The sequence below is a fragment of the Polaromonas sp. genome, from assembly GCF_030680935.1.
Taxonomy (GTDB): domain Bacteria; phylum Pseudomonadota; class Gammaproteobacteria; order Burkholderiales; family Burkholderiaceae_C; genus Polaromonas.
This window is the reverse complement of sequence record NZ_JAUXUP010000015.1, coordinates 20,162-43,123: the sequence shown is the minus strand read 5'-3', so window position 1 is coordinate 43,123 and position 22,962 is coordinate 20,162. Positions and strand designations below refer to the sequence as shown.

Genomic DNA, 22,962 nt, shown 5'->3' with positions numbered 1-22,962 from the left:
CCCACACCTGTTTGCCAACAAATCCACCAGCTCCCGGGAGGCGAGAGGCCGCCCCCGTGCAAATTGAGAAAAGACAGGCCGCAACATGAGCAATCTTTGGGATCTCTCCCACATCCAGCCTGAAACCCGCGTAGTGCTTGAAGGCGAAACGATTCCCGCCCTGTTCTGGAACGGCGTCAACCAGCGCCAGGACAAGGTCTGGATGCGGCAGAAGAAGCTCGGCATCTGGCGCAGCTGGAGCTGGAACCAGACGGGTGAAGCGGTACGGGAAATTTCTGCCGGACTGATCAGCCTGGGCTTTGCGCCCGGCGAATGTGCGTCCATCCTCTCCAACACCGTGATTGAGTGGGTGCTGGCGGATCTGGCTGTGCTCAGTTGCGGTGGTGTCGCCAATGGCATCTACCCGACAGATGCAGCGTCGCAAGTGCATTACCTCTGCGAGGACTCACGCACCACCATCCTGTTTGTGGAAGACGACGAGCAGCTCGACAAAGCCCTCGAAGTGCGCAGTCAATTGGCCATCCTGCGCAAGATTGTTGTATTTGACATGGAAGGTCTGCGCGATCTGGATGAGGCCGATGTCATCAGCCTGGCCGCGTTGCGCGAACTGGGCCGCAACTACCTCGCGCAGCATCCGGATGCCGTTGAAAAACGCGCCAATGCCTGCAGGCCCGAAGACCTGGCCATTCTGGTCTACACCTCGGGCACCACGGGCAAGCCCAAAGGCGCGATGCACAACCACCGGGGTCTGGTGTTCACCGCGCGCGGCTACAACACACTGGTAGCGCAGGATGAGAATGATGAGCGCATGTGTTTTCTGCCGCTATGCCACATTGCCGAGCGCATGGGCGGCGAATATTTTGCAATGTACACCGGCGCCAAACTCAACTTTGTCGAAAACCCCGAGACCATCCCGGAAAACGTACGTGAGATTGCGCCCACCGTTTTCACTGCTGTACCCCGGGTTTGGGAAAAGTTTTACTCCGGCGTGATGATTGCACTCAAGGAGGCAAGCCCGCTGCAGCAGGGCGCGTATGCCTGGGGTATAGGCGTGGGCACCGAGATCGCCGACAAGGTCATGGCGGGCGAAGCGGTCAGTGGCTGGCTGAAGTTGAAGTTCACGATTGCCCGTTGGATCGCGCTGGACAATGCAAGAAAACTCATAGGTATCCACCGTGCTCGTTTTTGCGTCACCGGCGCTGCACCTATTTCGCCAGAACTCGTCAAGTGGTACATGGCGCTGGGCGTGCCAATGCTGGAAGTGTGGGGCATGACGGAAACCTGCGGTGCGGCCACCGGTGTTCCGGCCAGCCGAATCAAGCCGGGCTCCATAGGACCGGCCGCAGGCTACAACGAGGTCAAACTCGACCCGGCAACGGGAGAAATTCTGGTGCGCGGCCCCAATGTTTTCATGGGCTATCTGAACCTGCCCGAAAAGACAGCAGAGACCATAGACGCCGACGGCTGGCTGCACACGGGCGACGTGGGGCTGATGGACGAGGAAGGATTCTTTCGCATCACCGACCGCATGAAAGACATCATCATCACGGCAGGTGGCAAAAACGTCACGCCCAGTGAGCTGGAAAATGAACTGAAATTCTCGCCTTATATTACCGACGCGGTGGTGATTGGTGACAAGCGCCCTTACCTGACGGCCATCGTGATGATCGACCAGGAGAATGTTGAGAAATACGCGCAGGACAACGATGTGCCCTTCAGCAACTACCTGAGCCTGACGCGTGCAGCGGCGGTGCAGGAACTGATCCAGAGCGAGATGGACCGGGTCAACAAGAAGTTTGCGCGGGTCGAGCAGATCAAGAAGTTTTTTCTGCTGGAAACCCAGCTCAGTGCAGAAGACGAAGAGCTGACCCCGACCATGAAACTCAAACGCAAGCTGGTCGAGAAGAAGTACGCCACCCCGATCGAAGCGATGTATCGCTAACTCAGGTCTAACCCTGATCACGCTGGTCGCCGACGTGACTAAAGCCGCTTCCAGAAGCGGCTTTTTCATTTTTTGTGTCGCCAAGGTGCAAGGCAGCAAGGGCCCGCGCAGGAAACAATTCGTTGCGAATTCATTTGCACCTACCCAAAATCCTGGAGACAACCCATGAACATCAGACTCATCCTCGCCGCCGTCCTTGCTGCAGGCGGCGCCCCGGCCTGGGCCCAGTCCGCCACCCCCGGCGTGAGCAAAACCGAGATAGCGATCGGCACCATCCAGGACCTGTCGGGTCCACTCGCCTCCTATGGCAAGCAGATCCGGATGGGCATGCAAATGCGCGTCGACGAGGCCAACGAACTGGGCGGCGTTCATGGCCGCAAGCTCAAGCTGCTGGTTGAAGACTCCGGCTACGACCCCAAGCGTGCAGTGCTGGGCGCGCAGAAGCTGGTGACGCAGGGGGACGGCATCTTTGCCATGGTCGGCCACCTCGGCACGTCGCAGAACATGGCGGCCATGCCCGTGCAGTTCGAGAAGAACGTCATCAATTTCCTGCCCATCACCGCAGCGCGTGAAATGTATGAGCCCTTCCACCGCCTGAAGTTTTCCAGTGCCGCCACGTACTACGACCAGATGCGGATCGCCGCGCCGCGCCTGGTGAAAGACCTGAACCTGAAGAAACCCTGCATCCTCTACCAGGACGATGACTTCGGGCTGGAAGTATTGCGCGGCAGCGAAGCCGGCCTGAAGACGATCAACATGGAACTGGCGGAAAAAACCAGCTACAAGCGCGGCGCGACTGATTTCTCGTCGCAGGTAGCCAGAATGAAGGCGGCGGGCTGCGACCTGGTGGTGCTGGGCACCGTCATCCGCGAGACGGTGGGAGCCATTGCCGAGTCCCGCAAGACCGGTTTCAGCCCCGCCTTTGTCGGCTCCAGCGCGGTGTACACCGACCTCATCCCCAGGCTGGGCGGCAAACTCATGGACAACCTGTACGCCACCATGACGGCGCAACACCCTTACCTCGACGCTGCCGAGCAGCCAGTGCGCTTCTGGGCGAATAAATACAAGACCAAGTTCAACGAAGAACCTTCGGTCATGTCGGTCTACGGCTATGCGGCGGTTGACAGCTTCCTCAAGACGGCGTTTCGCACCGGACCTGCGTTCACCACCGATTCGTTCATCAAGACCATGGACAGCACCACGTACAACCGCGACATGTTTGGCACACCGGAGATGACCTTCTCACCCACCAAGCGCCTGGGCAACCGCTACACGCGCCTGTCGCAGATCAAGGACGGCCGCTGGACCGTCACCTCCGACTACGTGGCCTTCGCCGGCCTCAAGTCGGTGATGCAGAAGGATGGCAAGTGGAAAATCGAGTCGGAATTCCTCAAAGACCAGTGATGCACCGCACGAAGGGCCCCGACGGATCGTTGCGACACCGTTCAAGGAACAGGCCAGCGATTCACGAGCAGACCTGATTGCGTCCCGCATGCGACAAAGGCCGCCCAAGGGCGGCCTTTGTCATTGTGTTTGCTGGTCCGCAAGGGGCGATGACAGGGCCTGCCCCTAAGTGAATACGCCAGCTTGACAGGACCGGACGAAAGACAAGAATAGCGGGGGCGCAAGTACCTTCGTTTTACAGGAGACATCAATGAAATTCAAAACCACCGTGGCACTGGCTACCCTGGCACTCAGTTCCGGCATTTCCATGGCCCAGCAAGGCGTGAGCAAAACCGAAATCACCCTGGGCTCCATCCAGGACCTGTCCGGTCCCATCGCGGGTTTTGGCAAGCAGGCCCGCCTGGGCATGTTGCTGCGCGTTGATGAGATCAATGAACAAGGCGGCATCAATGGCCGCAAGCTGAAGATCATCGTGGAAGACTCGGCCTACGACCCGAAGAAGGCCGTGCTGGCAGCGCAGAAGCTGGTCAACCAGGACAAGATTTTCATGATGGTCGGCCACATCGGCACCGCCCAGAACCTGGCGGCCATGCCGGTGCAGTTTGAAAAAAACGTCATCAATTTCTTTCCGATCACCGCAGCCCGCGAGATGTACGAACCGTTTCACAAGCTGAAGTATTCCTTCGCGGCCACCTACTTTGACCAGATGCGCAATGCCACGCCAAAAATGGTGAAGGAAAAGAACATCAAGAAGGTCTGCACCATGTACCAGGACGACGAGTTCGGACTGGAAGTCATGCGCGGCGGCGAGGCCGGCCTGAAAGCCATAGGCATGGAGTTCGCTGAAAAGACCTCATACAAACGCGGTGCCACCGACTTCTCGTCACAGGTCGCCAAGATGAAGTCTTCGGGCTGCGAGATGGTTGTGCTCGGCACCATCATCCGCGAGACCATTGGCGCCATTGGCGAATCCCGCAAGACCGGGTTCAACCCCCTCTTCCTGGGCTCCAGCGCGGCCTACACCGATCTGATTCACAAGCTCGGTGGCCCGGCCATGAACGGCCTGTATGCCACCATGACGGTGCAGAACCCGTATCTGGATGAGGCTTCACAGCCCATCCGTTTCTGGGCCAACAAGTACAAAACCAAGTTCAATGAAGACCCCACCGTCTTCTCGGTTTATGGCTACAACATCATCGACATCTTTGCCAAGGCAGCCCAGAAGGCGGGCCCTAACCTGTCGACCGACAGCTTCATCAAGGTGATGGACACCATGGTGGTTCCGCCAGACATGTTTGGCAGCGCACAAGCCACTTATACGGCCACCAAACGCCTGGGCAGCGACGCTTCCCGCCTGTCGCAAATCACGGATGGTAAATGGAAACCCGTCTCCGAGTACTTCAAATAGGCGCCCATACACCGTCCATCAAAAGCCACCTTCGGGTGGCTTTTTTCATGAAACGATGTAAGCGCCCGCCCCGGTGGACAGCAACTTGCCGTCGGCACCGAGAAACTCCATGCGGGTGCTGGCCACGCGTGAGCCCAGGCGCAAGACTTCGGCGCGCAACTCAAAATATTCGCTGATACCGGGGCGCAGGTAGTCCACCCGCAGGTCGATGGTGCCCAGCTTGCTGAAACGCTGCAGGCGCTGCAGCGGTGACTCGTCCATGTGGCGCGCTCCTATGGCGGCCATCACCGCCAAGCCGCCCATGGCGTCAAGCCCGGCACTGATCACGCCGCCATGAACGCGGTTGTGCGTGTAGTGACCGACCAGTTGATCGGTCATCGTGATACGCGCCGCAACACGCGCCGGCGTGAGCAAGGTGATCTTCAGCCCCAATACGCGGTTGAAGGAAATTTTCTCTTCAAACAGGGTTTTCAGGCCGTTGATGAATTCGGGCTCGAACCCTGCGGGCTCTGCGGCGCGTAGCGGGGGTGTCAAGGTCATAGGCCCAATTGTCGTGCAGCCAGGTCTTTCATGATTTCCTCGGCGCCGCCGCCTATCATCATGACCTTGACCTCGCGGTAAATGCGCTCGCTTTTTGTACCACGCATGAAACCCATACCGCCCAGGATTTGCACCGACTGGTCGGCACAGAACTGCATGGTCTGCGTCGCGTGGTTCTTCAGCATGCAGACCTGGGCCACCCATTCGGCGCCGTGTTCGCCCGCGTCCGCCCGGTCCGCCAGCGCCTCCACCCACGCCTGGGTGGACGCGATGCGCATCTGCATGTCCACCAGCTTGTGCCGGATCACCTGCTTGTCGGTCAGCAGGCTGCCAAAGGTCTTGCGCTGGCGTGCCCAGTCCAGCGCCTCGTCGTAACAGGCCTGGGCAAAACCCAGCGCCCCAGCGGACATCGCCAGGCGTTCGCCGTTGAAATTCCCCATGATCATCTTGAAGCCGCCACCCTCCTCACCAAGCAAATGGGTTGCAGGCACCCGCACGGCCTCAAAGCGCAAATGCGCCGTGTCTGAGCACCACCATCCCATCTTCTGCAAGGCATGGCGACTCAGACCCGGGCTGTCGCCCGGAACCAGAATCATGGAGATGCCACCCGCCCCTTTGCTTTCGCTGGTGCGCACCGCCACCGTGATGTAGTCGGCACGCATGCCCGAGGTGATAAAAACCTTTTCGCCATCAAGCACATAGTCCGCACCGTCGCGCCGTGCGGTAGTGCGCAGGGCCGCCACATCAGAGCCGGCGCCCGGTTCGGTGATGGCCAGTGCTGCAATTTTTTCGCCGCGCAGCACCGCCGGAATCACGGCCTGCTGCAATGGGGGCGAGCCATGGTGCAACACCGGCGGAAGACCGATGTTGTGCGAGAACAGGCTGGCCAACACACCGCCGCTGCCGCCGTAGCGGCACAGCGCGACGGTCATCGCGTTGCGCAATCTCCATGATGCCGGCGTGCCACCGAGCGCTTCCGGGTAGCCCAGGGCCAGGAGGCCCAGCTCAGCGGCCTGCCGGTACAAGGCCCGGGGAAATTCGCCGGCATCGTCCCATGGCCCCACATGCGGCGCAATCTCGCGCTGCGCGAAGCGTTTGACCGACTCCGCAATATCGGCCAAGGCGTCGAGATCGGCTGCGTGTTGGGCAAGGTTTTTATCCATGGTCAAACCTCAACAAGACCTGCCCAGTGGCCATCTGCTGGCCGGTTTGCACGGTCAGCTCTGTCACCGTGGCATCCCGCGTCGCACACAAGGCGTGTTCAAGCTTCATCGATTCAATCACCAACAGGCTGTCACCACGCCGGACCGTCTGGCCGGCGGCGACGTGGATCGCAATCACCTTGCCATTAAACGGCGCCCGCAGCTCCTTCGTCTGGCTGCTGGAGGCCGCGCCCACTGGCGGTAACAGGCTCGCGTCCGTCAGCCAGAGGTCGGTGGCACCCACCTGCACATGCCATTGACCATCCGCCGCCTGGCAAGCCTGTACGGCGCGGGTGAGTCCATCCACCGTGACAAACATGGCGCCCGGGCTGGAGCGCGTACAAGCGCCTGAATGTTGCTGTGAACCGGACAGAACCTCCAGTTGGCCATGACCCATTTCCCGAACCGTGATTGCCAACTCGTGCTCCCCCTGAAACAGGCGCAGCATCTTGCCAAACGGACAAGGCAAGGCCCGGGCAGCACCCGTACTGCCCGCGAAATGCAGGCCCAGCGCGGCCGGCAACTGCACCCGGGACTTCTGCTCCTGAAGCGTCTTGCGGATGGTTTCGCCGTGCTCGGCCAGGAAAGGAATCAAGGCCTGGCCCGCCCTGAATACCGGATGTGCCAGGCAGGCCGCCAGAAAAGCGCGATTGGTCGGCAGGCCCAGCACCTGGGTGTCAGCCAGGGCCGCAATCAAACCATCGATGGCCTGGTCCCGCGTGGCGCCATGCACGATCAGCTTGCCTAACATCGAGTCGTAGAAAGGTGTGACCTTGACTCCGGCTTGCAGCGCATGGTCAAAACGTGCATGTAATGGCTCAGCAAAATGAAGAACCTGTCCGGCATGCGGGGAAAAATCGTCGTCTTCGGCACACAAACGCACCTCGATGGCGTGACCGCTGAACACGAGCTCGTCCTGGCGCAGGGGCAGCGCCTCACCCTGCGCAATGCGCAACTGCCACTCGACCAGGTCCAGGCCAGTCACCGCTTCGGTGACCGGGTGCTCGACCTGCAGCCGGGTGTTCATCTCCATCAAAAAGAACTCGCCGCCGTCGAGTAAAAACTCCACGGTGCCAGCGCCCACATAACCTGCTGCCAGCGCAAGCTCGACCGCGCAGGCTCCCATGCGCTCACGCAGGTCGGCATCCATCGCCGGGCTCGGTGACTCCTCAATCAGCTTTTGATGACGCCGTTGAACCGAACAATCACGCTCGCCCAGGTGGATGCAATGGCCATGTGCATCGGCAAAGATCTGTAGCTCGACGTGACGCGGGCTCAAGAGCGCGCGCTCCAGCAACAGGCCCCCGTTGCCAAAGGCAGACAACGCTTCGGACCGAGCGCTTTGCAGGGCCGGCAGAAGCTGGGTGGGCCCCTGCACCAGCCGCATGCCGCGCCCGCCCCCGCCTGCCACGGCCTTGACCATCAGGGGGTAGCCCAGTGTTTCAGCTTCGGCCATCAATCGCGCTTCGGACTGGTCTGCCCCCTGGTAGCCAGGCAGGCAGGGAACACCGCGTTGCACGGCCAGCGCCTTGGCACTGGCCTTGTCACCCAGCGCACGAATCGCTGCCGGCGGCGGCCCGACCCAGATCAGCCCCGCTTCCACAACGGCCTGGGCAAAGTCTGCGTTTTCACTCAGAAAGCCGTAGCCGGGGTGGACCGCGTCGGCACCCGCCCTCTTCGCTGCAGCCAGAAGCTTGTCGATCCGTAAATAGGAGTCGGCCGACTGGTTGCCACCCAGCGCCACCGCCGCGTCGGCTTCATGCACATGCAGAGCCTGCGCGTCAGCATCCGAATACACCGCCACCGTCGCCATGCCCATGTGCTGCGCGGTGCGGATGATGCGACGGGCTATTTCGCCGCGGTTGACGATCAAGAGGCGGCGAATGGGCGTGGCCGTCATGCCGCCCACCCGGGCTTGCGCTTTTGCGCAAACGCTGCCAAGCCTTCAGCGGCTTCAGGGCTGCGCAAATTCGCTACGAATTTGAGAGCTGCTTGCGCTTGTATGTCCTGGGCTGCAGCCTGATTGAGCATACAAAACAAAGCCTTGGTGTGGGCCACCGCGCCAGGTGCTGCGCGGCGCAACAGCTGGATACGTTGCGCCACGGCGGCTTGCAAATCAGCTGCAACTTCGTCCACCAGCCCCAGCCCCAGCGCTTGCTCTGCAGACAGCTTTTGCCCAGAAAGCAGCAACTGACGCGCGTGGCGGTCACCCAGCCGCCGGTGCACAAAGGGTGCAATCTGTGCGGGCACCACGCCCAGGGTGACTTCAGGCGTGGCAAACACCGCAGCCGGAGAAGCCAGCACAAAATCGCCGCAACACACCAGGCCCAGGCCGCCACCCATGGCTGGCCCGTCCACGGCCACCAGCAAGATCTGTGGCAGCGCGCTGAGGCTGTTCAGCAAGCTGCCAAAGCCCGCATTCATCGCAATCAGCGGATCGGTTTGCCCGGCCGGCAGCGCCTGGCCAATAGAGGCGGCAAAACCGCCCAGGCTGCCGCCGGCACAAAAGGCGCCGTCACTGCCCTGCAACACCACAAAACGCAGCGCGGCGTCTGCGCTCACGCGCTCGCAGGCCAGCTGCAAGGCGCCCACAAGCTCTTCGGTCAGCGCGTTGCGTGTGGCGGGATCGTGCAGCGTCCAATGCTCGACCTCACCCGAACGGGTGATCTGTAACTTGGGGGCCATGGCTGGGGTCATCAGGCCGCGGCTTTTTTGCTGCTCTTGGCAAGGCCCATGTACTTGGCGATGATGCCCATCATCACTTCGTCGGCACCGCCGCCAATCGATGCGAGTCGGCCATCCCGGAACATGCGTGCCACCTTGTTTTCCCAGGTGTAGCCCATGCCGCCCCAGAACTGCAAACAGGTATCGGGCACCAGCCGGTTCAGGCGCCCGGCCTTGAGCTTGGCCATGGAGGCGAGTTCGGTCACGTCCTGGCCCTGCACATACAACTCGCAGGCGCGGTAGGTCATGGCTCGCAGGCCCTCGACCTCGGTTTTCATCTCGGCCAGCTTGAACTGCACCCACTGCTGGTCGGCCAGCGTGGCGCCAAACAGCTTGCGCTCGTGCGCCCACGCCACCGTCCAGTCAATGCAATTGCCCAGTGACTGTATGCAGCTGGCTGCGGCCCAAAGCCGCTCCTCCTGAAACTGCATCATCTGGTACATGAAACCCGAGCCTTCTGCACCAATCCGGTTGCGTTGCGGCACACGCACCTCGTCAAAATAAATCAAGCCGGTGTCGCTGGCGTTCATGCCGATTTTTTTGATTTTCTTGCCGACCTCAATGCCCTTGCGCAGCTTGCCCTTGTCGCGCATGGGCACCATGACCAGGCTTTTGTTCTTGTGCTGCGGCCCGTCGCCGGTGTTGACCAGCATGCACATCCAGTCGGCCTGCAGGCTGTTGGTGATCCACATCTTCTGGCCGCTGATGATGTAGTCGTCGCCATCCTTGCGCGCATGGCTTTTGATGGAAGCCACGTCGCTGCCGGCGCCGGGCTCACTCACACCAATACAGCCTACCGTATCGCCAGCAATGGCCGGGGCCAGGAACTCGCGTTTGAGTTCCTCACTGCCAAACCGTGCCAGCGCCGGTGTGCACATGTCGGTCTGCACACCAATCGCCATGGGCACGCCGCCACAATCGATGTGGCCCAGGGCTTCGGCCATGGCCACGCCATAGGAGTAGTCCAGCCCCGCACCGCCGTATTCCTCGGGTTTGGTCAGGCCCAGCAGGCCCAGATTACCCAGTTTTTTGAATATCTCATGCGCCGGAAACATCTCGGCGGCCTCCCACTCATCGACATGCGGGTTGATCTCGGCGTCAATAAAACGCTTGAGGGTTTTCTGGATTTCAAGGTGTTCGTGGGTGTATTGCATTTTTTGTCTCCTGAGTCGGTTCACATCCGGGCTACGCCAAACTGCATGGGCCGCAGTTGCCGCGTTGCTGCGTCGGCGCACATGGCCAGGCATTGCGTCAGCACGGCCCGGGTGTCGCGCGGGTCAATCACGCCATCATCCAGCAGCAGTCCAGAGGTGTAGAAGGCGTCGGCCTGCGCCTCGAACACCGACACGATCTTGTCAAACTGCGCCTGCGATTGCGCCGCGTCCACCGCAATGCCTTTGCGCAGCATGGCCGCCTCGGTCACGATCTGCATGGTGCGCGCCGCCTGCTCGCCGCCCATCACAGCAGTTTTGGCACTGGGCCAGCTGAACAGGAAGCGCGGTGCGTAACCCCGGCCACACATGCCGTAGTTACCCGCGCCAAACGAGGCACCGCACTGGATGGTGATTTGCGGCACTGTGGCGTTGGTGACGGCCTGGATCATCTTGGAGCCGTGTTTGATCATGCCGCCCTGCTCGCTGTCCTTGCCAACCATGTAACCCGTGGTGTTCTGCAAATAGATGATGGGGTGACCCAGCTGGCACAACATCTGGATGAAGTGTGTGGCCTTGTTGGCACCGGCCACATCAATCGGGCCGTTGTTGCTGATGATGCCCACCGCATGGCCGCCCATGCTGGCCTGCACACACACCGTTGCCGCGCCATACAGGGCCTTGAAGGGCAGGAAATCCGAGCCATCAACCAGCCGGGCCATGACCTCCTGCATGTCCACCGGCTGGCGCAAGTCAGCGGCCATCAAGCCGAGCAAGTCTTCCGCCGCATACAAGGGCTCGTTTGCTATGGATTCAATAGCTGACTGCGCGTGTCCGGCAAGGGCTGAAGCCCGAATTGACCATGATGTGCGGCCAACTACCTGCCGCGCCAGGCCCAGCGCCTGCCGGTCGTCCTCAGCCAGTTGCTCGCCCAGGCCCGAGACGCTGGTGTGCATCTCGGCGCCACCCAGCTCTTCCTCGGTCGCCACTTCGCCCGTCGCCGCCATCAGCAGCGGCGGGCCCGCCAGAAAAGCGCGCGAGCGATTGCGCACCATGATGACCACATCACTGAGGCCCGGCATGTAGGCACCGCCTGCCGTGCCCGAACCGTGCTGTACGGTGATGACTGGAATGCCCGCAGCCGACAGGCGCGCGAGGTTGCGAAACAGGGCGCCACCGTGGACAAAACCCTCAACCCGGTAACGCATCAGGTTGGCCCCAGCGCTTTCAACCAGGTGGACAAAGGGCAACTTGTTCTGTAACGCGATCTCCTGCACGCGCAGGATTTTCTCCAGCCCCATGGCCTGGATGGCACCGGCCTCAATCCCGGAATCACTGGCAACGATCATGCAGCGCGTGCCTTCGATAAATCCGATACCCGCAACGACGCCCCCGCCGGGCACTGACAGCGCGGGGTCCTTGTTGTCCTGCATGAAACCGGCCAATGCGCAAATCGGCAAATAGGGTGTGCCCGGGTCGAGCAGCAAGGCAACGCGCTCGCGCGGCAACAACTGGCCGCGCTTGTCGAACACCGGCTTCGATTTGGCCGAGGCCTGGGCTGCGCGGTCTTCCAACGCCCGCAGCGCCGCGATACGCGCCAGCATGGCTTCGCGGCGCTGAAGGGCCACCGCGCCCTGTGAATTGAACCCTGACTGGAAAACTGTCACGGCTGAAACACCTTCGGCGTCGTGGCCAGATGAAAGCCGTCAAAGGGTTTGACCGCCTCACGCTGCTGTGCCTGGGCATTTGGCAGGCGCATGGGCCAGCCCATGCGCACCTGCGGCCGCGCGCCATCGACGCGTAACACCGTGCCGCTGATAAAACTCGCGCCCGGGCTCAGCAAAAACACAATCGCTGCCGAAGTTTCTGCCTCGGTGCCAAAGCGGCCCAGCGGCACGGTGTGGCGCATCTCGCGCAACATGGCGCCAGCTTCAGGCGGGTAGTGGTCCATGCCGCTGGAAGCGATGTACCCCGGCGCCACCGCATTGACACGCACGCCGCTGTGCGCCCACTCCGCCGAGGCCGTCTCGGTGAAACTGACCATGCCAGCGCGCGCCGCACCGCTGTGTCCCATGGAAGGCATCGAGCCCCAGATGTCGGCAACGATGTTGACGATACTGCCGCCGTGTCCGGCCATGGCCTGCAGGTAACACTCACGCGCCATCAAAAATCCGCCGGTCAGGTTGGTGTTGATGACGGCCTCCCAGCCTTTGGCGCTGATACTTTCCAGCGGTGCAATGTACTGGCCGCCGGCGTTGTTGACCAGGCCGTCGATACGGCCATGCGCCAGCACGATGGCCGCCACCGTGGCCTGCACCGCCGCTTCTTGCCGGATGTCACAGGGGTGAAAACTGGCGCGGCCACCGGCGGCCACAATCTCGCCCGCCACGTCGTGCAGCTTCTCGAGCTTGCGCCCGATCAACACCACATGGGCGCCCAGAGCTGCCAGCTCATGCGCCGTGCAGCGGCCTATGCCCGAGCCCCCGCCTGTCACGACCACCACCTTGCCGGCAAACAGTTCGGCACTGAAAATGGATCGGTAACTCATGGTCGGACTCTCCTTCCAGGGGGTTTCGGGTTGTTGCCGATAAACAGCGCGACGGCCGCGTCGGCCAGCTCGTCAAGGGAGGCCCCTTTTTTTGCATCAAACCACTGGGCGGACCAGTTCAGGGCGCCAAAAATCAGCAGGCGCGCGAGTTTGACCGGGCAGCCCAGGCGCCCCTGTTCGCTCAGCGCCTGCAGCACCGGCTGCCAGACCGATTCGTAGTCGCTTTGCAGTTTGGCCAGGGAGCTGCGCTGGCGCGCGGTGATGGAGCGCGACTCGTACAGCATGACCGGAATAAAGTCGCTGCCAGGGCCCAGCAGAATATCGAAATGATTGCGCACAAGCACCCGTAAAAGGGCCGCTGCATCGGGCAAGGCAGCACAGGCCTGCTCAAGGGCAGCGGTCTGACGCAAGGTGGCTGAGCGCATGCCCTCGTCCATCACTGCATACAGCAGCGCGCCCTTGCTTTTGAAGTGATAAAACGGCGAGCCGCTGTGCATGCCAACCGCGGTGGCGATGTCCCGGGTGCTTGTTGCATCAAATCCCTTGCGGCGAAAAAGGCGTGCCGCCGCGTTGACCAGCTCTACCCGTCGGTTGCCGTCATCGCGCTCATCCAGCGTTTTGCGCGGTCGGCCACGTGGCCGGCGCGCTGCGGTGGTATCGGCGGTTGGGGTCTGCATAAGGCAGAACCATAACAAAGCCGGGTATTTTTAGCAAGCAGCCGCTTTGTAAAAATAAAAGCCACTGGCAGCTGACGATGGCCCCACCCCGCCGGCGGTGTCAGCCTGCCATCAAGTAGACGTACAAACCCTGGACCGGCTGCTGCTGGTCTTCGCGCAGCGGCGCTTGATGCAGCATCTGCACCGCAAAACCATGCGTGCTCGCCAGTCGGCGGATATAGGCCTCGGAGTGTGCGTAACGCAGGCTGGGCCGCAGTTGCAGCTCTTGCCCCTCTGCTGCGAGCTCGACAGTGAAAGCAAAGATGCCGCCGGGCCGGAGCACCCGGGCCACCCCTGCAAACACCTGGTCCAGTTCGCCGACATAGATAAAAACATCGGCTGCCAGCACCAGATCATCGCTGCGTGCCGCGCCCGCCAGATAATCGGCCACATCAGCATGAACCAGCGCGGTGTAGACGCCCAGCGCCTGCGCCTTGTCGAGCATGCCGCGCGAGATGTCCACGCCATCCACCCGGTCAGCCAGCGGCCGGATCAGCGGGCCACACAAGCCGGTGCCGCAGCCCAAATCCAGCACCGAAGGGAAGCGGCGCGGACCAAGATCGGCCAGGCGTTGAATCAGCAGCTCGTGGGCACGGTAATGCAAGACCCCCACCAGGTGCTGTTGAAACTCGGCGGCATAGTCGTCAAACAGGTACTCGACATAGGCGCGCGGTGCCAGCTGCGGCGCCGCCCCGCCACGTACCGACGCGAGGAAGTAGCCATGCACTTGCTGGTCTGCGCCCAGTGTTATGGCCCTGTCAAAACAGGCGGCGGCTTCGTCCAGGCGTTGCATCTCGCGCAGCAGCGTACCCCTGTGGCTCCAGGCTTCGGTGAGCGTGGCATCGAGCGCCAGCGCGCGCTCCAGCGATGCCAGCGCCCGATCCGCTCGGCCCAGCCGAACCAGGGTCTGCGCATGTTGCAGCCAGATGGCCGCAGCACCGTCGTGCAGTGCCAGCGCTTTGTCATAACAGGCCAGCGCCTGGGCGTATTGGCCCAGGTCGGCATGGGCCAGCGCCAGGTAAGACCACGCTTGCAGATTGCCGGGTTCGGCGGCTGTGGCTTGCTCCAGCAGGGGCACGGCGGTACCGGCCTTGCCCAGTTTGACGCGTGTAGCGCCCAGGTTTGTCAGCGTGGACGGGCGTCCCGGCATCAGTGCCAGCGCGGACTCAAAACACTGTTCGGCCTCGGGCAGGGCCTGCGCCTGAAAATGCGCCAGACCCTCCAGAAAATGCTGGCGCGCCCGGTCAAACGCATCACTCATTCGTATCCGTCAGTCTACGAAAAAATCGGGAATGAAGTTTTGGGTACCTGGCGTAACTGCGTAGGGGTCCAGCTCGGTCACGCCGTGCGCAGCAAGCAGTTCGTCGTCGATGTAGAAGTTGCCCGTGTTCGACGCCGTACTGGTAAGGATGAACCAGGCCGCGTCGGACAGGATCTCTGGCTTGCGGCACAGCTTCAGATCCACACCGGGAATCATTTGCAGCGCCGCCGTGGCAATCGCGGTGCGCGGCCACAGGCTGTTGACGGCAATGCCGTATTTTTTGAACTCGGCAGCATGCCCCAGGGTACACATGCTCATGCCGTATTTGGCCATGGTGTAGGCGGTGTGGTTTTCAAACCAGTGCGGCTTCATGGACAGCGGCGGCGACATGGTCAGCACCTGAGGGTTGCGGCCCGCCTGCGCGGATTTTTTCAGCTCGGCCAGACAGGCTTGCGTGCACAGGTAAGTACCGCGCGCGTTGATGCCGTTCATCAAGTCGTACCGCTTCATGGGCGTGTGTTCGGTGTCGGTCAGGCTGATAGCGCTGGCGTTGTTGACCAGGATGTCGATGCCGCCAAAGGTCTCCACCGCTTTGGCCACCGCCGCAGCTACCGCGTCTTCGTCGCGGATGTCCACCGCCAGCGGCAGGGCTTGCCCACCGGCGGCTTTGACCGCTTCGGCGGCGCTGTAAATGGTGCCAGGCAACTTCGGGTTGGGATCGGTGGTTTTGGCGATGATGACAATGTTGGCGCCATCGGCCGCTGCGCGCGTGGCTATCGCCAGGCCAATGCCGCGCGAGGCACCGGTGATGAAAAGTGTCTTGCCTTTGAGACCCGGAGCTGGACTCATACAACCTCCTGATGCTACTGAATTGATAGCTGTCTACGCCCGTTAAATAAGGGCTAGAGTTCTATTTGATGCTTAAACTTTTGAAAAATCCGGCTTGCGCTTTGCCATGAAGGCGCCGAAAGCTTCGCGCGCCGCTGGTTCGCCCAGCATACGCCCGAAGCTGGCGCCTTCCTCGTCCATTTGCTGCGCCACTAGCTGCTGCTGGCCCTTTTTCATCAGCCGCTTGGTCTCGACCAGCGAGGTCATGGGCTTGGCGGCGAGTTTTTTTGCCACCGATTGCGCCAGGTTGTTGGCCTCGGTGGGCGCTACAACGCGGTTGACCAGGCCCACTTCGAGTGCCGCCTCGGCCATGAAGGGCTCGCCGAGCAACAGGGCTTCTGCGGCGCGGTGATAACCCAGCATTTGTGGCAGCAGCAGGCTGGAGGCTGCCTCCGGGCACAGGCCAAGGTTGACAAAAGGCATGGAAAAGGCCGCATTGTCACCTGCATAGACCAGGTCGCAGTGCAGCAGCATGGTGGTACCCACCCCCACCGCCGGACCACAGACAGCCGCCACCAGCGGCTTGGGAAAGGCCGCGATGCCGCGCAGAAAGCGGAACACCGGCGAGTCCATCCCGGCGGGCGGTTTGTTCAGGAAATCGCCGATGTCGTTACCGGCGCTGAAAATGGTTTCGTGCCCTTGCAGCACCACGACCCGGATCGCGACATCTGCCTGGGCGGCAGCCAGCGCATCGGCCATGGCGCCATACATCGCCGAAGTGATGGAGTTCTTGCGCTCGGGCCGGTTCAGCGTGATGGTCATCACGCCCGCTTCGGTGTGGATCAGGATGTCGTTGCTCATGTGTTTGCTTTCAGTGCTTGTTTGACAAAATCGAGGCGGTCCTGCCCCCAGTGCATCTGCCCATGGACGAAGAAGGTGGGCGCGCCAAACACGCCACGCTCCACCGCCTCCTGCGTCACGGCTTTCAACCGATCCTTGACCTCGGGTTCGGCCGCCAGGGCCAGCAGCGCCTGCGGATCGAACCCGGCAGCTTGCAGCGCCGCACCCACCACCGCCGGATCGTTCATGTCCTTGCGATCCACCCAGATGGCGCGGTACATCGCATCCACCGCCGGGACAAAACGTGCGGGGTCGCGCATTTGCAGGCCGGTGGCAGCGCGCATCAGTGTCAGCGTGTTGATCGGGAAATAGGGGTTGTGTTCGAAAGGCACACCATAACGCTGCGCGAAACGCGCCAGATCGTCCAGCATGTATTTGCCCTTGGCCGGCACCGTGGTTGGCGAATGGTTGCCCGTGGCGTGAAAAACGCCTCCCAGCAGCATGGGTTTGTAAACGATGCTGCCGCCGGCTTCCCGGCAGAGATCGGGCATCTGGGTCCAGGCTATGTAAGCGGCCGGGCTGCCAACGTCGAAGTAAAAATCTACAGCTTTGTCCATCAGAATTTTTCCATTCAGGTTCGCGGATACAGCGCGTGGGTCCGGGCGTCGCTGCGCCGCCGCTTGATCATTCTTTGTAGTACCTGACCTGGTCTCTCGTTGCCAGCCATTGCCCCGCCTCGGCCCCTGATTGCGCGGTCTGGTCCAAAAAACCATTGCAAAAAGCCCGGGCCTGGGTCTGTCCCGGCAGGTAGCGCTGCCGGTGCGCTGCAACAGGGCGGCATCGGCATGGCAGTACACCATCGTCGACACCGTGACACCGCCGACTGGCCCGATCATGTTGGCGTAAGCGGGGCTGGTGTGGCCGAGAAAACTTCCATGTACCTGGGGGCTTCAGTTCGATGGCCGAATCAAAAGGGTGGGAACTCATGGGCGAAGTATGCCGCTCTGGGCGCGGTCAGGCAGTCGTGCCGGTGACGCCTGTTGCCGCGTATGTCGGATGCATGCGCTCAAGAATTTGAACAGTACGTGGCCACAGGCTTTGGCTGAACTGCTCTCGGAAGAATCCGAAATGGCCGATACGTTTGACGCCCAGATCTGCGGGTGTGACCCGCTCAAAACTGCGCGGGGCGCCGGTGTAGAGGTTGATCAGGTTTTGTGTGCCGCGCCAGGTCATCAGCTCATCGTCGGTGATGGACAATGCCAGTACCGGAAAGTCTGCTGCCGCATAGGCCAGACGCGCGGTCTCGCCCTCGGCGCCCACGCTGTACTGCGGGTTCAGACACCATTTGCGCCACTGCAACATCACGCCGGCGGGCAGGTCACCGACTTTTTTAAGCTTGCGCCCGGGAAAGTATCCAAACAGGCGCGTGGCCACAGGCACCAGCACATACCAGAAGTACAGCACCATGCGTTTGAGCTGCGGTGCGTTGTCGCGCCAGTAACCGCTGCCCGCTGCGATGCTGACCAGGCCATCCACCTTGGACTGGTTTTTCAGGAAGCCCGGCAGTTGCGCGCCCAGGCTGTGCCCGAGCAGGTAGAGGGGCGCGTCCGGCAGCGCGGTTTTGGCCTTATCCACCACGGCCTCATAGTCGCGGGCCCAATCCATGAGGTCAGCCTGGAAGCCGCGCAAGCTGCCATCGGCCGTGTCGGGCAGGGAGTCACCCGAACCCCGGTAGTCAAAGGTGGTGACACGAAAGCCCTGAGCCGAGAGCCACCCGGCAAATGGCGCGTAGTAGTCCTGGCGTACACCCATGGCACCGCCTATCACCACGCTGGCACGGGCCGGACTGGCCGACTCATACACACGCAGCGAAAGTTGCAGGGAACCGGACTCAAGAATCTGCTTTTGCATGACTTTTCCCCTAAAAAACCACGAAAATCATCAGGGCGTAGCGAGCGGGATGAGATGCAAGGCGGACGGCGCGGACCCACCGGAGCGTACTTCAGGTACGTGAGGATGGGGAGCACCGGACCAACGCCGCAGATCGCCCGCGCAGTAGCCCTAAACGCGTTCGAAGATGCCGGCTGCGCCCTGCCCCATCCCCACACACATCGTCACCATGCCGTACTTCAGCTGGTGCCGGTGCAGCGCATGAATCACGGTTGCCGCGCGGATCGCCCCGGTCGCGCCCAGTGGGTGGCCCAGGGCAATCGCGCCGCCCATCGGGTTCACTTTTGCTGCGTTCAGGCCCAGAGTGTTGATGACCGCCAGCGACTGGGCCGCAAAGGCTTCGTTCAGTTCGTACCAGTCGATGTCGTCCTGCTTGAGACCGGCATAACGCAAGGCCGCAGGGATCGCCTCAATCGGACCTATGCCCATGATGTGCGGCGGCACGCCTTTTGCCGCGTAACTGACAAATCGCGCGAGCGGTTTGAGGCCGTGTTCCTTCACCGCTTTTTCGCTGGCCAGGATCAGAGCGCCCGCGCCATCCGAAGTCTGCGAGCTGTTACCCGCCGTGACCGAACCACGCGCGGCAAACACCGTCTTGAGTTTGGCCAGGCCTTCGAGCGAGGTATCGGGGCGCGGACCTTCGTCCAGGCTCACGGTGCGGACTTTGCTGATGACTTCACCGCTCTCCAGATCTGGCGAGCGGTCGGTCACTTCCACCGGCGTGATCTCGGCCGTGAACTCGCCATCCTTCTGCGCCTTCATCGCCTTCTGGTGCGACTCCAGGGCAAACTGGTCCTGCGCCTCGCGTGAGACCTTCCATTGCTGCGCCACTTTTTCGGCGGTGAGCCCCATGCCGTAGGCGATGCCGATGTTTTCGTCATTGATGAACATGGCCGGTGACAGCGACGGCGAGTTGCCCGACATCGGCACCATGCTCATGCTTTCAGTGCCCGCGGCAATCATCACGTCGGCCTCACCAACACGGATGCGGTCAGCCGCCATCTGGATGGCGCTCAAACCCGACGCACAGAAACGGTTGACGGTGATGCCGCCCACACTGGTCGGCAAACCGGCCAGCACCGCGCCTATGCGTGCAATGTTCAGGCCTTGCGGGCCTTCGGGAATGGCGCAACCGCAGATGATGTCTTCGATGGCCTTCGGGTCCAGCGTGGGCACCTGGGCGAGCGCCGCCTGCAGCGCGTGTACCAGCAGGTCGTCGGGACGTGTGTTGCGGAAAAAACCGCGGTGCGAACGCCCGATGGGCGTGCGCGTGGCGGCAACGATGTAGGCTTCCTGGACTTGTTTGGCCATGATGTCAGTTCCTTTGATTCTTTAATTTTTTCGCGGGCCGGAAGGTATCCATGCCCAGACAAATTCACATTCCACCGGGTTCACGCCGGCCTCGTCTGTCACGGTGACCGCTACGGTCACTTCACCCTTGTCACTGGCCTGCATGGCCGCACGCTGTTCGTCGCTCAAGGTGGCCACGGCACGGAGCGATCCGGTCGCGCGTTTTTTGAACGCCATCTTCAACTCCTTGGCCAGCGGAATGCAGTCGTCACGAACATTCATGCCCACCACCATGCCGGTGGCTGTTTCTGCCAACAGGTTCATCGCCGAGGCATGGATGCCCCCGATGTGGTTTTGCACCTTTTTCTCGTTTTTGAGACCGATCTCCACCTTCGCAGGCGTCATCAGCAGGAAGTCGAGTCCCGCCGTGCCGGTGAAAGGCACGGCTCGATGCATCACCACGCCACGGAAGAAAGAGCGCGCAAACGCCGGCAGGTCGGACAGCCGATCGAGCTGGCGCTCGAGGCGGTTGGGGTTGTTGTGTAGTGTCGTCATGGACTTGATTGCTTATGCGAAGTAGCGTGCGTGATTGAGCAAGCGTAGCGAGGGATCGTCAGGCGAGGCGCGGGCGCCCGAGCACACTTGGCACGTACTTCAGGTACGTGAGGATTGGGCTTGGGCTGCAACGACGCATGGCGATTCCGCAGTAGCTTGATCAGTTGCGCACAGGTTTGCCCGTGCTCATCATTCCCATAATGCGTTCTTGCGTTTTCGGATGCTCCAACAACGAGCAGAAGGCCTTGCGCTCAAGCGTCATCAAATACTCTTCCGTGACCAGCGAGCCGGCATCGACGTCGCCGCCGCAGACCACGTTGGCAATCAGGCTGGCGATATGGAAGTCGTGCGCGCTGATGAAGCCGCCATCACGCATGTTGACGAGTTGGCCCTTGATGGTCGCCAGGCCGCTGCGGCCCACGACAGGAAAAGGCCGGCGGTGCGGTGCGCGATAGCCAGAGTTGAACAGCGCGCGCGCCTCGTTGAGCGCCACATACAGCAGCTCGTCCTTGTTCGGTACGATCACGTCGCTGTCAAGCAGATAACCGATCTTTCGGCTTTCAATCGCGCTGGTGCCGACCTTGGCCATGGCGGCGGCGGTGAAGCCTTCGGTCAGGAAAGGCAGCACGTCCTTGTTGGTGGACATCGCGGCGTTTTCAGCGGCACGCCGCGCAATGTAGGTCAGGCCGCCGGCGCCGGGCACCAGGCCCACACCCACCTCGACCAGGCCGATGTAACTTTCCATAGCGGCCACACGTTTGGCCGAATAGACCGCCAGCTCGCAACCGCCACCCAGGGCCAGGCCGCGCACAGCCGAGACCACCGGCACAGCCGCATAACGCAGCTTGAGCATCACGTTTTGCATCTCGGCCTCGGCACCTTCCACGGCCGAGACGCCGGCCATCATGAAGGCGGGCAACATGGCCTGCAGGTCGGCACCGGCCGAGAACATCTCGTCGTTGGACCAGATCACCAGGCCCTTGTAGCTTTTTTCGGCGAGGTCCACCGCCATCGCCAGACCTTCAACCACATCGGGGCCGATGGCGTGCATCTTGGTCTTGATGCTGGCGATCACCACGTCGCCCTGCTCACCATCCAGCGTCCAGAGGCGGATCGCGTCGTCTTCGTGCAGCGTGGTGCCGGCTGTGGTGAACGACGGCGCGTTGGCGCCCAGCACGTTTTCGGGGAAGAACTGGCGCTCATACACCGGCAGCTTGCGGCGCGCGATGAATTTCTTCGCAGAAGCACTCCACGAGCCCTCCGGCGTGTGCACACCGCCGGCGTCAGCCACTGGGCCCTTGAACACCCAATCAGGCAGAGGCGCCTTGCTGATGGCCTTGCCGGCGTCAATGTCCTCCTTGATCCAGTTGGCCACCTGCAGCCAGCCCGCCTCTTGCCACAGTTCGAACGGTCCCTGCTTGGCACCGAAGCCCCAGCGCATGGCAAAGTCGATATCTCGCGCGGTCTCTGCAATGCTCTCAAGGTGCACGGCGGCGTAGTGAAACTGGTCGCGCAGAATGGCCCAGAGGAAACGCGGCTCGGCGCCTTCGGCATCGCGCAAAAGTCTGAGGCGTTCGCCTGCGGGTTTTTTGAGCATGCGGCCGACCACTTCATTGGCCTTGGCGCCACCGGGCACGTACTCCATGCTTTCAGGGTCCAGACGCAGGATGTCGCGGCCAACCTTCTTGTAGAAACCCGCGCCGGTTTTCTGGCCCAGGCTTTTCGATTCGAGCAACTTTGCCAGCACAGGCGGTGTGCCGTAGATGTCAGAAAACGGGTCTTCTACTTTTCCGGGACCGAGGTTGTCCTGCAGCGTCTTGATGACGTGCGCCATGGTGTCCAGGCCCACCACGTCGGCGGTGCGGAAGGTGCCTGAGCTCGCGCGGCCCAGCTTCTTGCCTGTCAGGTCATCGACCACGTCGTAACTCAAACCAAAGGTCTCGGCCTCCTTGATCGTGGCCAGCATGCCGGCGATACCCACACGGTTCGCAACGAAATTGGGCGTGTCATGCGCGCGAATCACGCCCTTGCCAAGACCGCTGGTCACAAAGGCTTCGAGGTCGTCCAGCACCCTGGGCTCTGTCGTCGGCGTGTTGATCAGTTCGACCAGCGTCATGTAGCGCGGCGGATTGAAAAAGTGGATGCCGCAAAAACGCGGCTTGATGGAGGCAGGCAGTGCTTCGCTGAGTTGGGTGATCGACAGGCCAGAGGTGTTACTGGCAACGATGGCTCCTTCACCGATGAAGGGCGCAATCTTGTGGTACAGATCGGTCTTCCAGTCCATGCGCTCGGCAATCGCCTCGATGATCAGGTCGCACTCCTTGAGAACATCCATGTGTTCCTCATAGTTGGCTTGCTGGATCAGCGCCGCATCTTCCGGAACGCCAAGCGGCGCAGGCTTGAGCTTTTTCAGTCCTTCAACAGCCTTGGTGACAATGCCGTTTTTCGGACCTTCTTTTGCAGGCAGATCAAACAGCACCACCGGAACCTTGAGGTTGACCAGGTGCGCAGCAATCTGCGCGCCCATCACACCTGCGCCCAGGACGGCGACTTTTTTGACTTGAAAGCGGGACATCTGTTTTGTTCCTTATTGACTACTTATC

19 protein-coding genes are annotated in these 22,962 nt (G+C 61.6%); 3 read left to right on the top strand and 16 right to left on the bottom strand.

Features of this window, described 5'->3' with window-relative positions; translation table 11 throughout:
* Nucleotides 1-85 precede the first annotated feature (85 nt).
* From Q8L50_RS04785 to Q8L50_RS04775, 3 genes are all read left to right on the top strand, one after another.
* Complete coding sequence (locus tag Q8L50_RS04785) at nucleotides 86-1,942, top strand: long-chain fatty acid--CoA ligase (protein WP_305347518.1); 1,857 nt, start codon at nucleotides 86-88, stop codon at nucleotides 1,940-1,942.
* A gap of 165 nt (nucleotides 1,943-2,107) precedes the next feature.
* On the top strand, nucleotides 2,108-3,346 hold the full coding sequence (locus tag Q8L50_RS04780) for an ABC transporter substrate-binding protein (protein ID WP_305347517.1): 1,239 nt from the start codon (nucleotides 2,108-2,110) through the stop codon (nucleotides 3,344-3,346).
* Nucleotides 3,347-3,596: 250 nt separating this feature from the next.
* Nucleotides 3,597-4,754, top strand: coding sequence for an ABC transporter substrate-binding protein (locus Q8L50_RS04775; RefSeq protein ID WP_305347516.1), 1,158 nt, complete (start codon nucleotides 3,597-3,599; stop codon nucleotides 4,752-4,754).
* Between the two features lie 45 nt (nucleotides 4,755-4,799).
* Here the strand turns inward: Q8L50_RS04775 and Q8L50_RS04770 are convergent, their stop codons facing one another.
* The 16 genes from Q8L50_RS04770 to Q8L50_RS04695 form a co-directional block, all read right to left on the bottom strand.
* Entirely contained in the window at nucleotides 4,800-5,294 is a 495-nt protein-coding gene (locus Q8L50_RS04770) for a thioesterase family protein (RefSeq protein ID WP_305347515.1), read from the bottom strand.
* Entirely contained in the window at nucleotides 5,291-6,457 is a 1,167-nt protein-coding gene (locus Q8L50_RS04765) for an acyl-CoA dehydrogenase family protein (protein ID WP_305347514.1), read from the bottom strand. The genes Q8L50_RS04770 and Q8L50_RS04765 overlap by 4 nt, the downstream gene beginning before the upstream one ends.
* Nucleotides 6,450-8,396, bottom strand: a complete 1,947-nt coding sequence (locus Q8L50_RS04760) for a biotin carboxylase N-terminal domain-containing protein (protein WP_305347513.1) — start codon at nucleotides 8,394-8,396, stop codon at nucleotides 6,450-6,452. Before Q8L50_RS04760 ends, Q8L50_RS04765 begins: the two co-directional genes overlap by 8 nt.
* Nucleotides 8,393-9,181, bottom strand: a complete 789-nt coding sequence (locus Q8L50_RS04755) for an enoyl-CoA hydratase/isomerase family protein (RefSeq protein WP_305347512.1) — start codon at nucleotides 9,179-9,181, stop codon at nucleotides 8,393-8,395. Before Q8L50_RS04755 ends, Q8L50_RS04760 begins: the two co-directional genes overlap by 4 nt.
* A gap of 11 nt (nucleotides 9,182-9,192) precedes the next feature.
* Nucleotides 9,193-10,374, bottom strand: a complete 1,182-nt coding sequence (locus tag Q8L50_RS04750) for an acyl-CoA dehydrogenase family protein (protein ID WP_305347511.1) — start codon at nucleotides 10,372-10,374, stop codon at nucleotides 9,193-9,195.
* A gap of 20 nt (nucleotides 10,375-10,394) precedes the next feature.
* Nucleotides 10,395-12,038 (bottom strand): acyl-CoA carboxylase subunit beta, encoded by a 1,644-nt coding sequence (locus Q8L50_RS04745; protein WP_305347510.1) that lies wholly within the window; start codon nucleotides 12,036-12,038, stop codon nucleotides 10,395-10,397.
* On the bottom strand, nucleotides 12,035-12,919 hold the full coding sequence (locus Q8L50_RS04740; RefSeq protein WP_305347509.1) for an SDR family oxidoreductase: 885 nt from the start codon (nucleotides 12,917-12,919) through the stop codon (nucleotides 12,035-12,037). The genes Q8L50_RS04745 and Q8L50_RS04740 overlap by 4 nt, the downstream gene beginning before the upstream one ends.
* Nucleotides 12,916-13,596, bottom strand: coding sequence for a TetR/AcrR family transcriptional regulator (locus Q8L50_RS04735; RefSeq protein ID WP_305347508.1), 681 nt, complete (start codon nucleotides 13,594-13,596; stop codon nucleotides 12,916-12,918). The genes Q8L50_RS04740 and Q8L50_RS04735 overlap by 4 nt, the downstream gene beginning before the upstream one ends.
* Before the next feature lie 100 nt (nucleotides 13,597-13,696).
* Nucleotides 13,697-14,896, bottom strand: a complete 1,200-nt coding sequence (locus Q8L50_RS04730) for a tetratricopeptide repeat protein (RefSeq protein ID WP_305347507.1) — start codon at nucleotides 14,894-14,896, stop codon at nucleotides 13,697-13,699.
* 9 nt (nucleotides 14,897-14,905) lie between these two features.
* Nucleotides 14,906-15,745: an NAD(P)-dependent oxidoreductase gene (locus tag Q8L50_RS04725; RefSeq protein WP_305347506.1), complete on the bottom strand. Its 840-nt coding sequence runs from the start codon at nucleotides 15,743-15,745 to the stop codon at nucleotides 14,906-14,908.
* A 72-nt stretch (nucleotides 15,746-15,817) separates the two neighbouring features.
* Entirely contained in the window at nucleotides 15,818-16,585 is a 768-nt protein-coding gene (locus Q8L50_RS04720; RefSeq protein WP_305347505.1) for an enoyl-CoA hydratase, read from the bottom strand.
* The gene (locus Q8L50_RS04715; RefSeq protein WP_305347504.1) at nucleotides 16,582-17,181 is read right to left on the bottom strand and encodes a 2-hydroxychromene-2-carboxylate isomerase; all 600 of its coding nucleotides are present in this window, start codon (nucleotides 17,179-17,181) and stop codon (nucleotides 16,582-16,584) included. Before Q8L50_RS04715 ends, Q8L50_RS04720 begins: the two co-directional genes overlap by 4 nt.
* A 397-nt stretch (nucleotides 17,182-17,578) precedes the next feature.
* Nucleotides 17,579-18,475, bottom strand: coding sequence for an alpha/beta fold hydrolase (locus Q8L50_RS04710; RefSeq protein WP_305347503.1), 897 nt, complete (start codon nucleotides 18,473-18,475; stop codon nucleotides 17,579-17,581).
* Between the two features lie 150 nt (nucleotides 18,476-18,625).
* Nucleotides 18,626-19,825 (bottom strand): acetyl-CoA C-acyltransferase, encoded by a 1,200-nt coding sequence (locus Q8L50_RS04705; protein WP_305347502.1) that lies wholly within the window; start codon nucleotides 19,823-19,825, stop codon nucleotides 18,626-18,628.
* A 21-nt stretch (nucleotides 19,826-19,846) separates the two neighbouring features.
* Nucleotides 19,847-20,359: a DUF4442 domain-containing protein gene (locus Q8L50_RS04700; RefSeq protein ID WP_305347501.1), complete on the bottom strand. Its 513-nt coding sequence runs from the start codon at nucleotides 20,357-20,359 to the stop codon at nucleotides 19,847-19,849.
* Nucleotides 20,360-20,519: 160 nt separating this feature from the next.
* Nucleotides 20,520-22,934 (bottom strand): 3-hydroxyacyl-CoA dehydrogenase/enoyl-CoA hydratase family protein, encoded by a 2,415-nt coding sequence (locus Q8L50_RS04695; RefSeq protein ID WP_305347500.1) that lies wholly within the window; start codon nucleotides 22,932-22,934, stop codon nucleotides 20,520-20,522.
* Nucleotides 22,935-22,962: the final 28 nt, after the last annotated feature.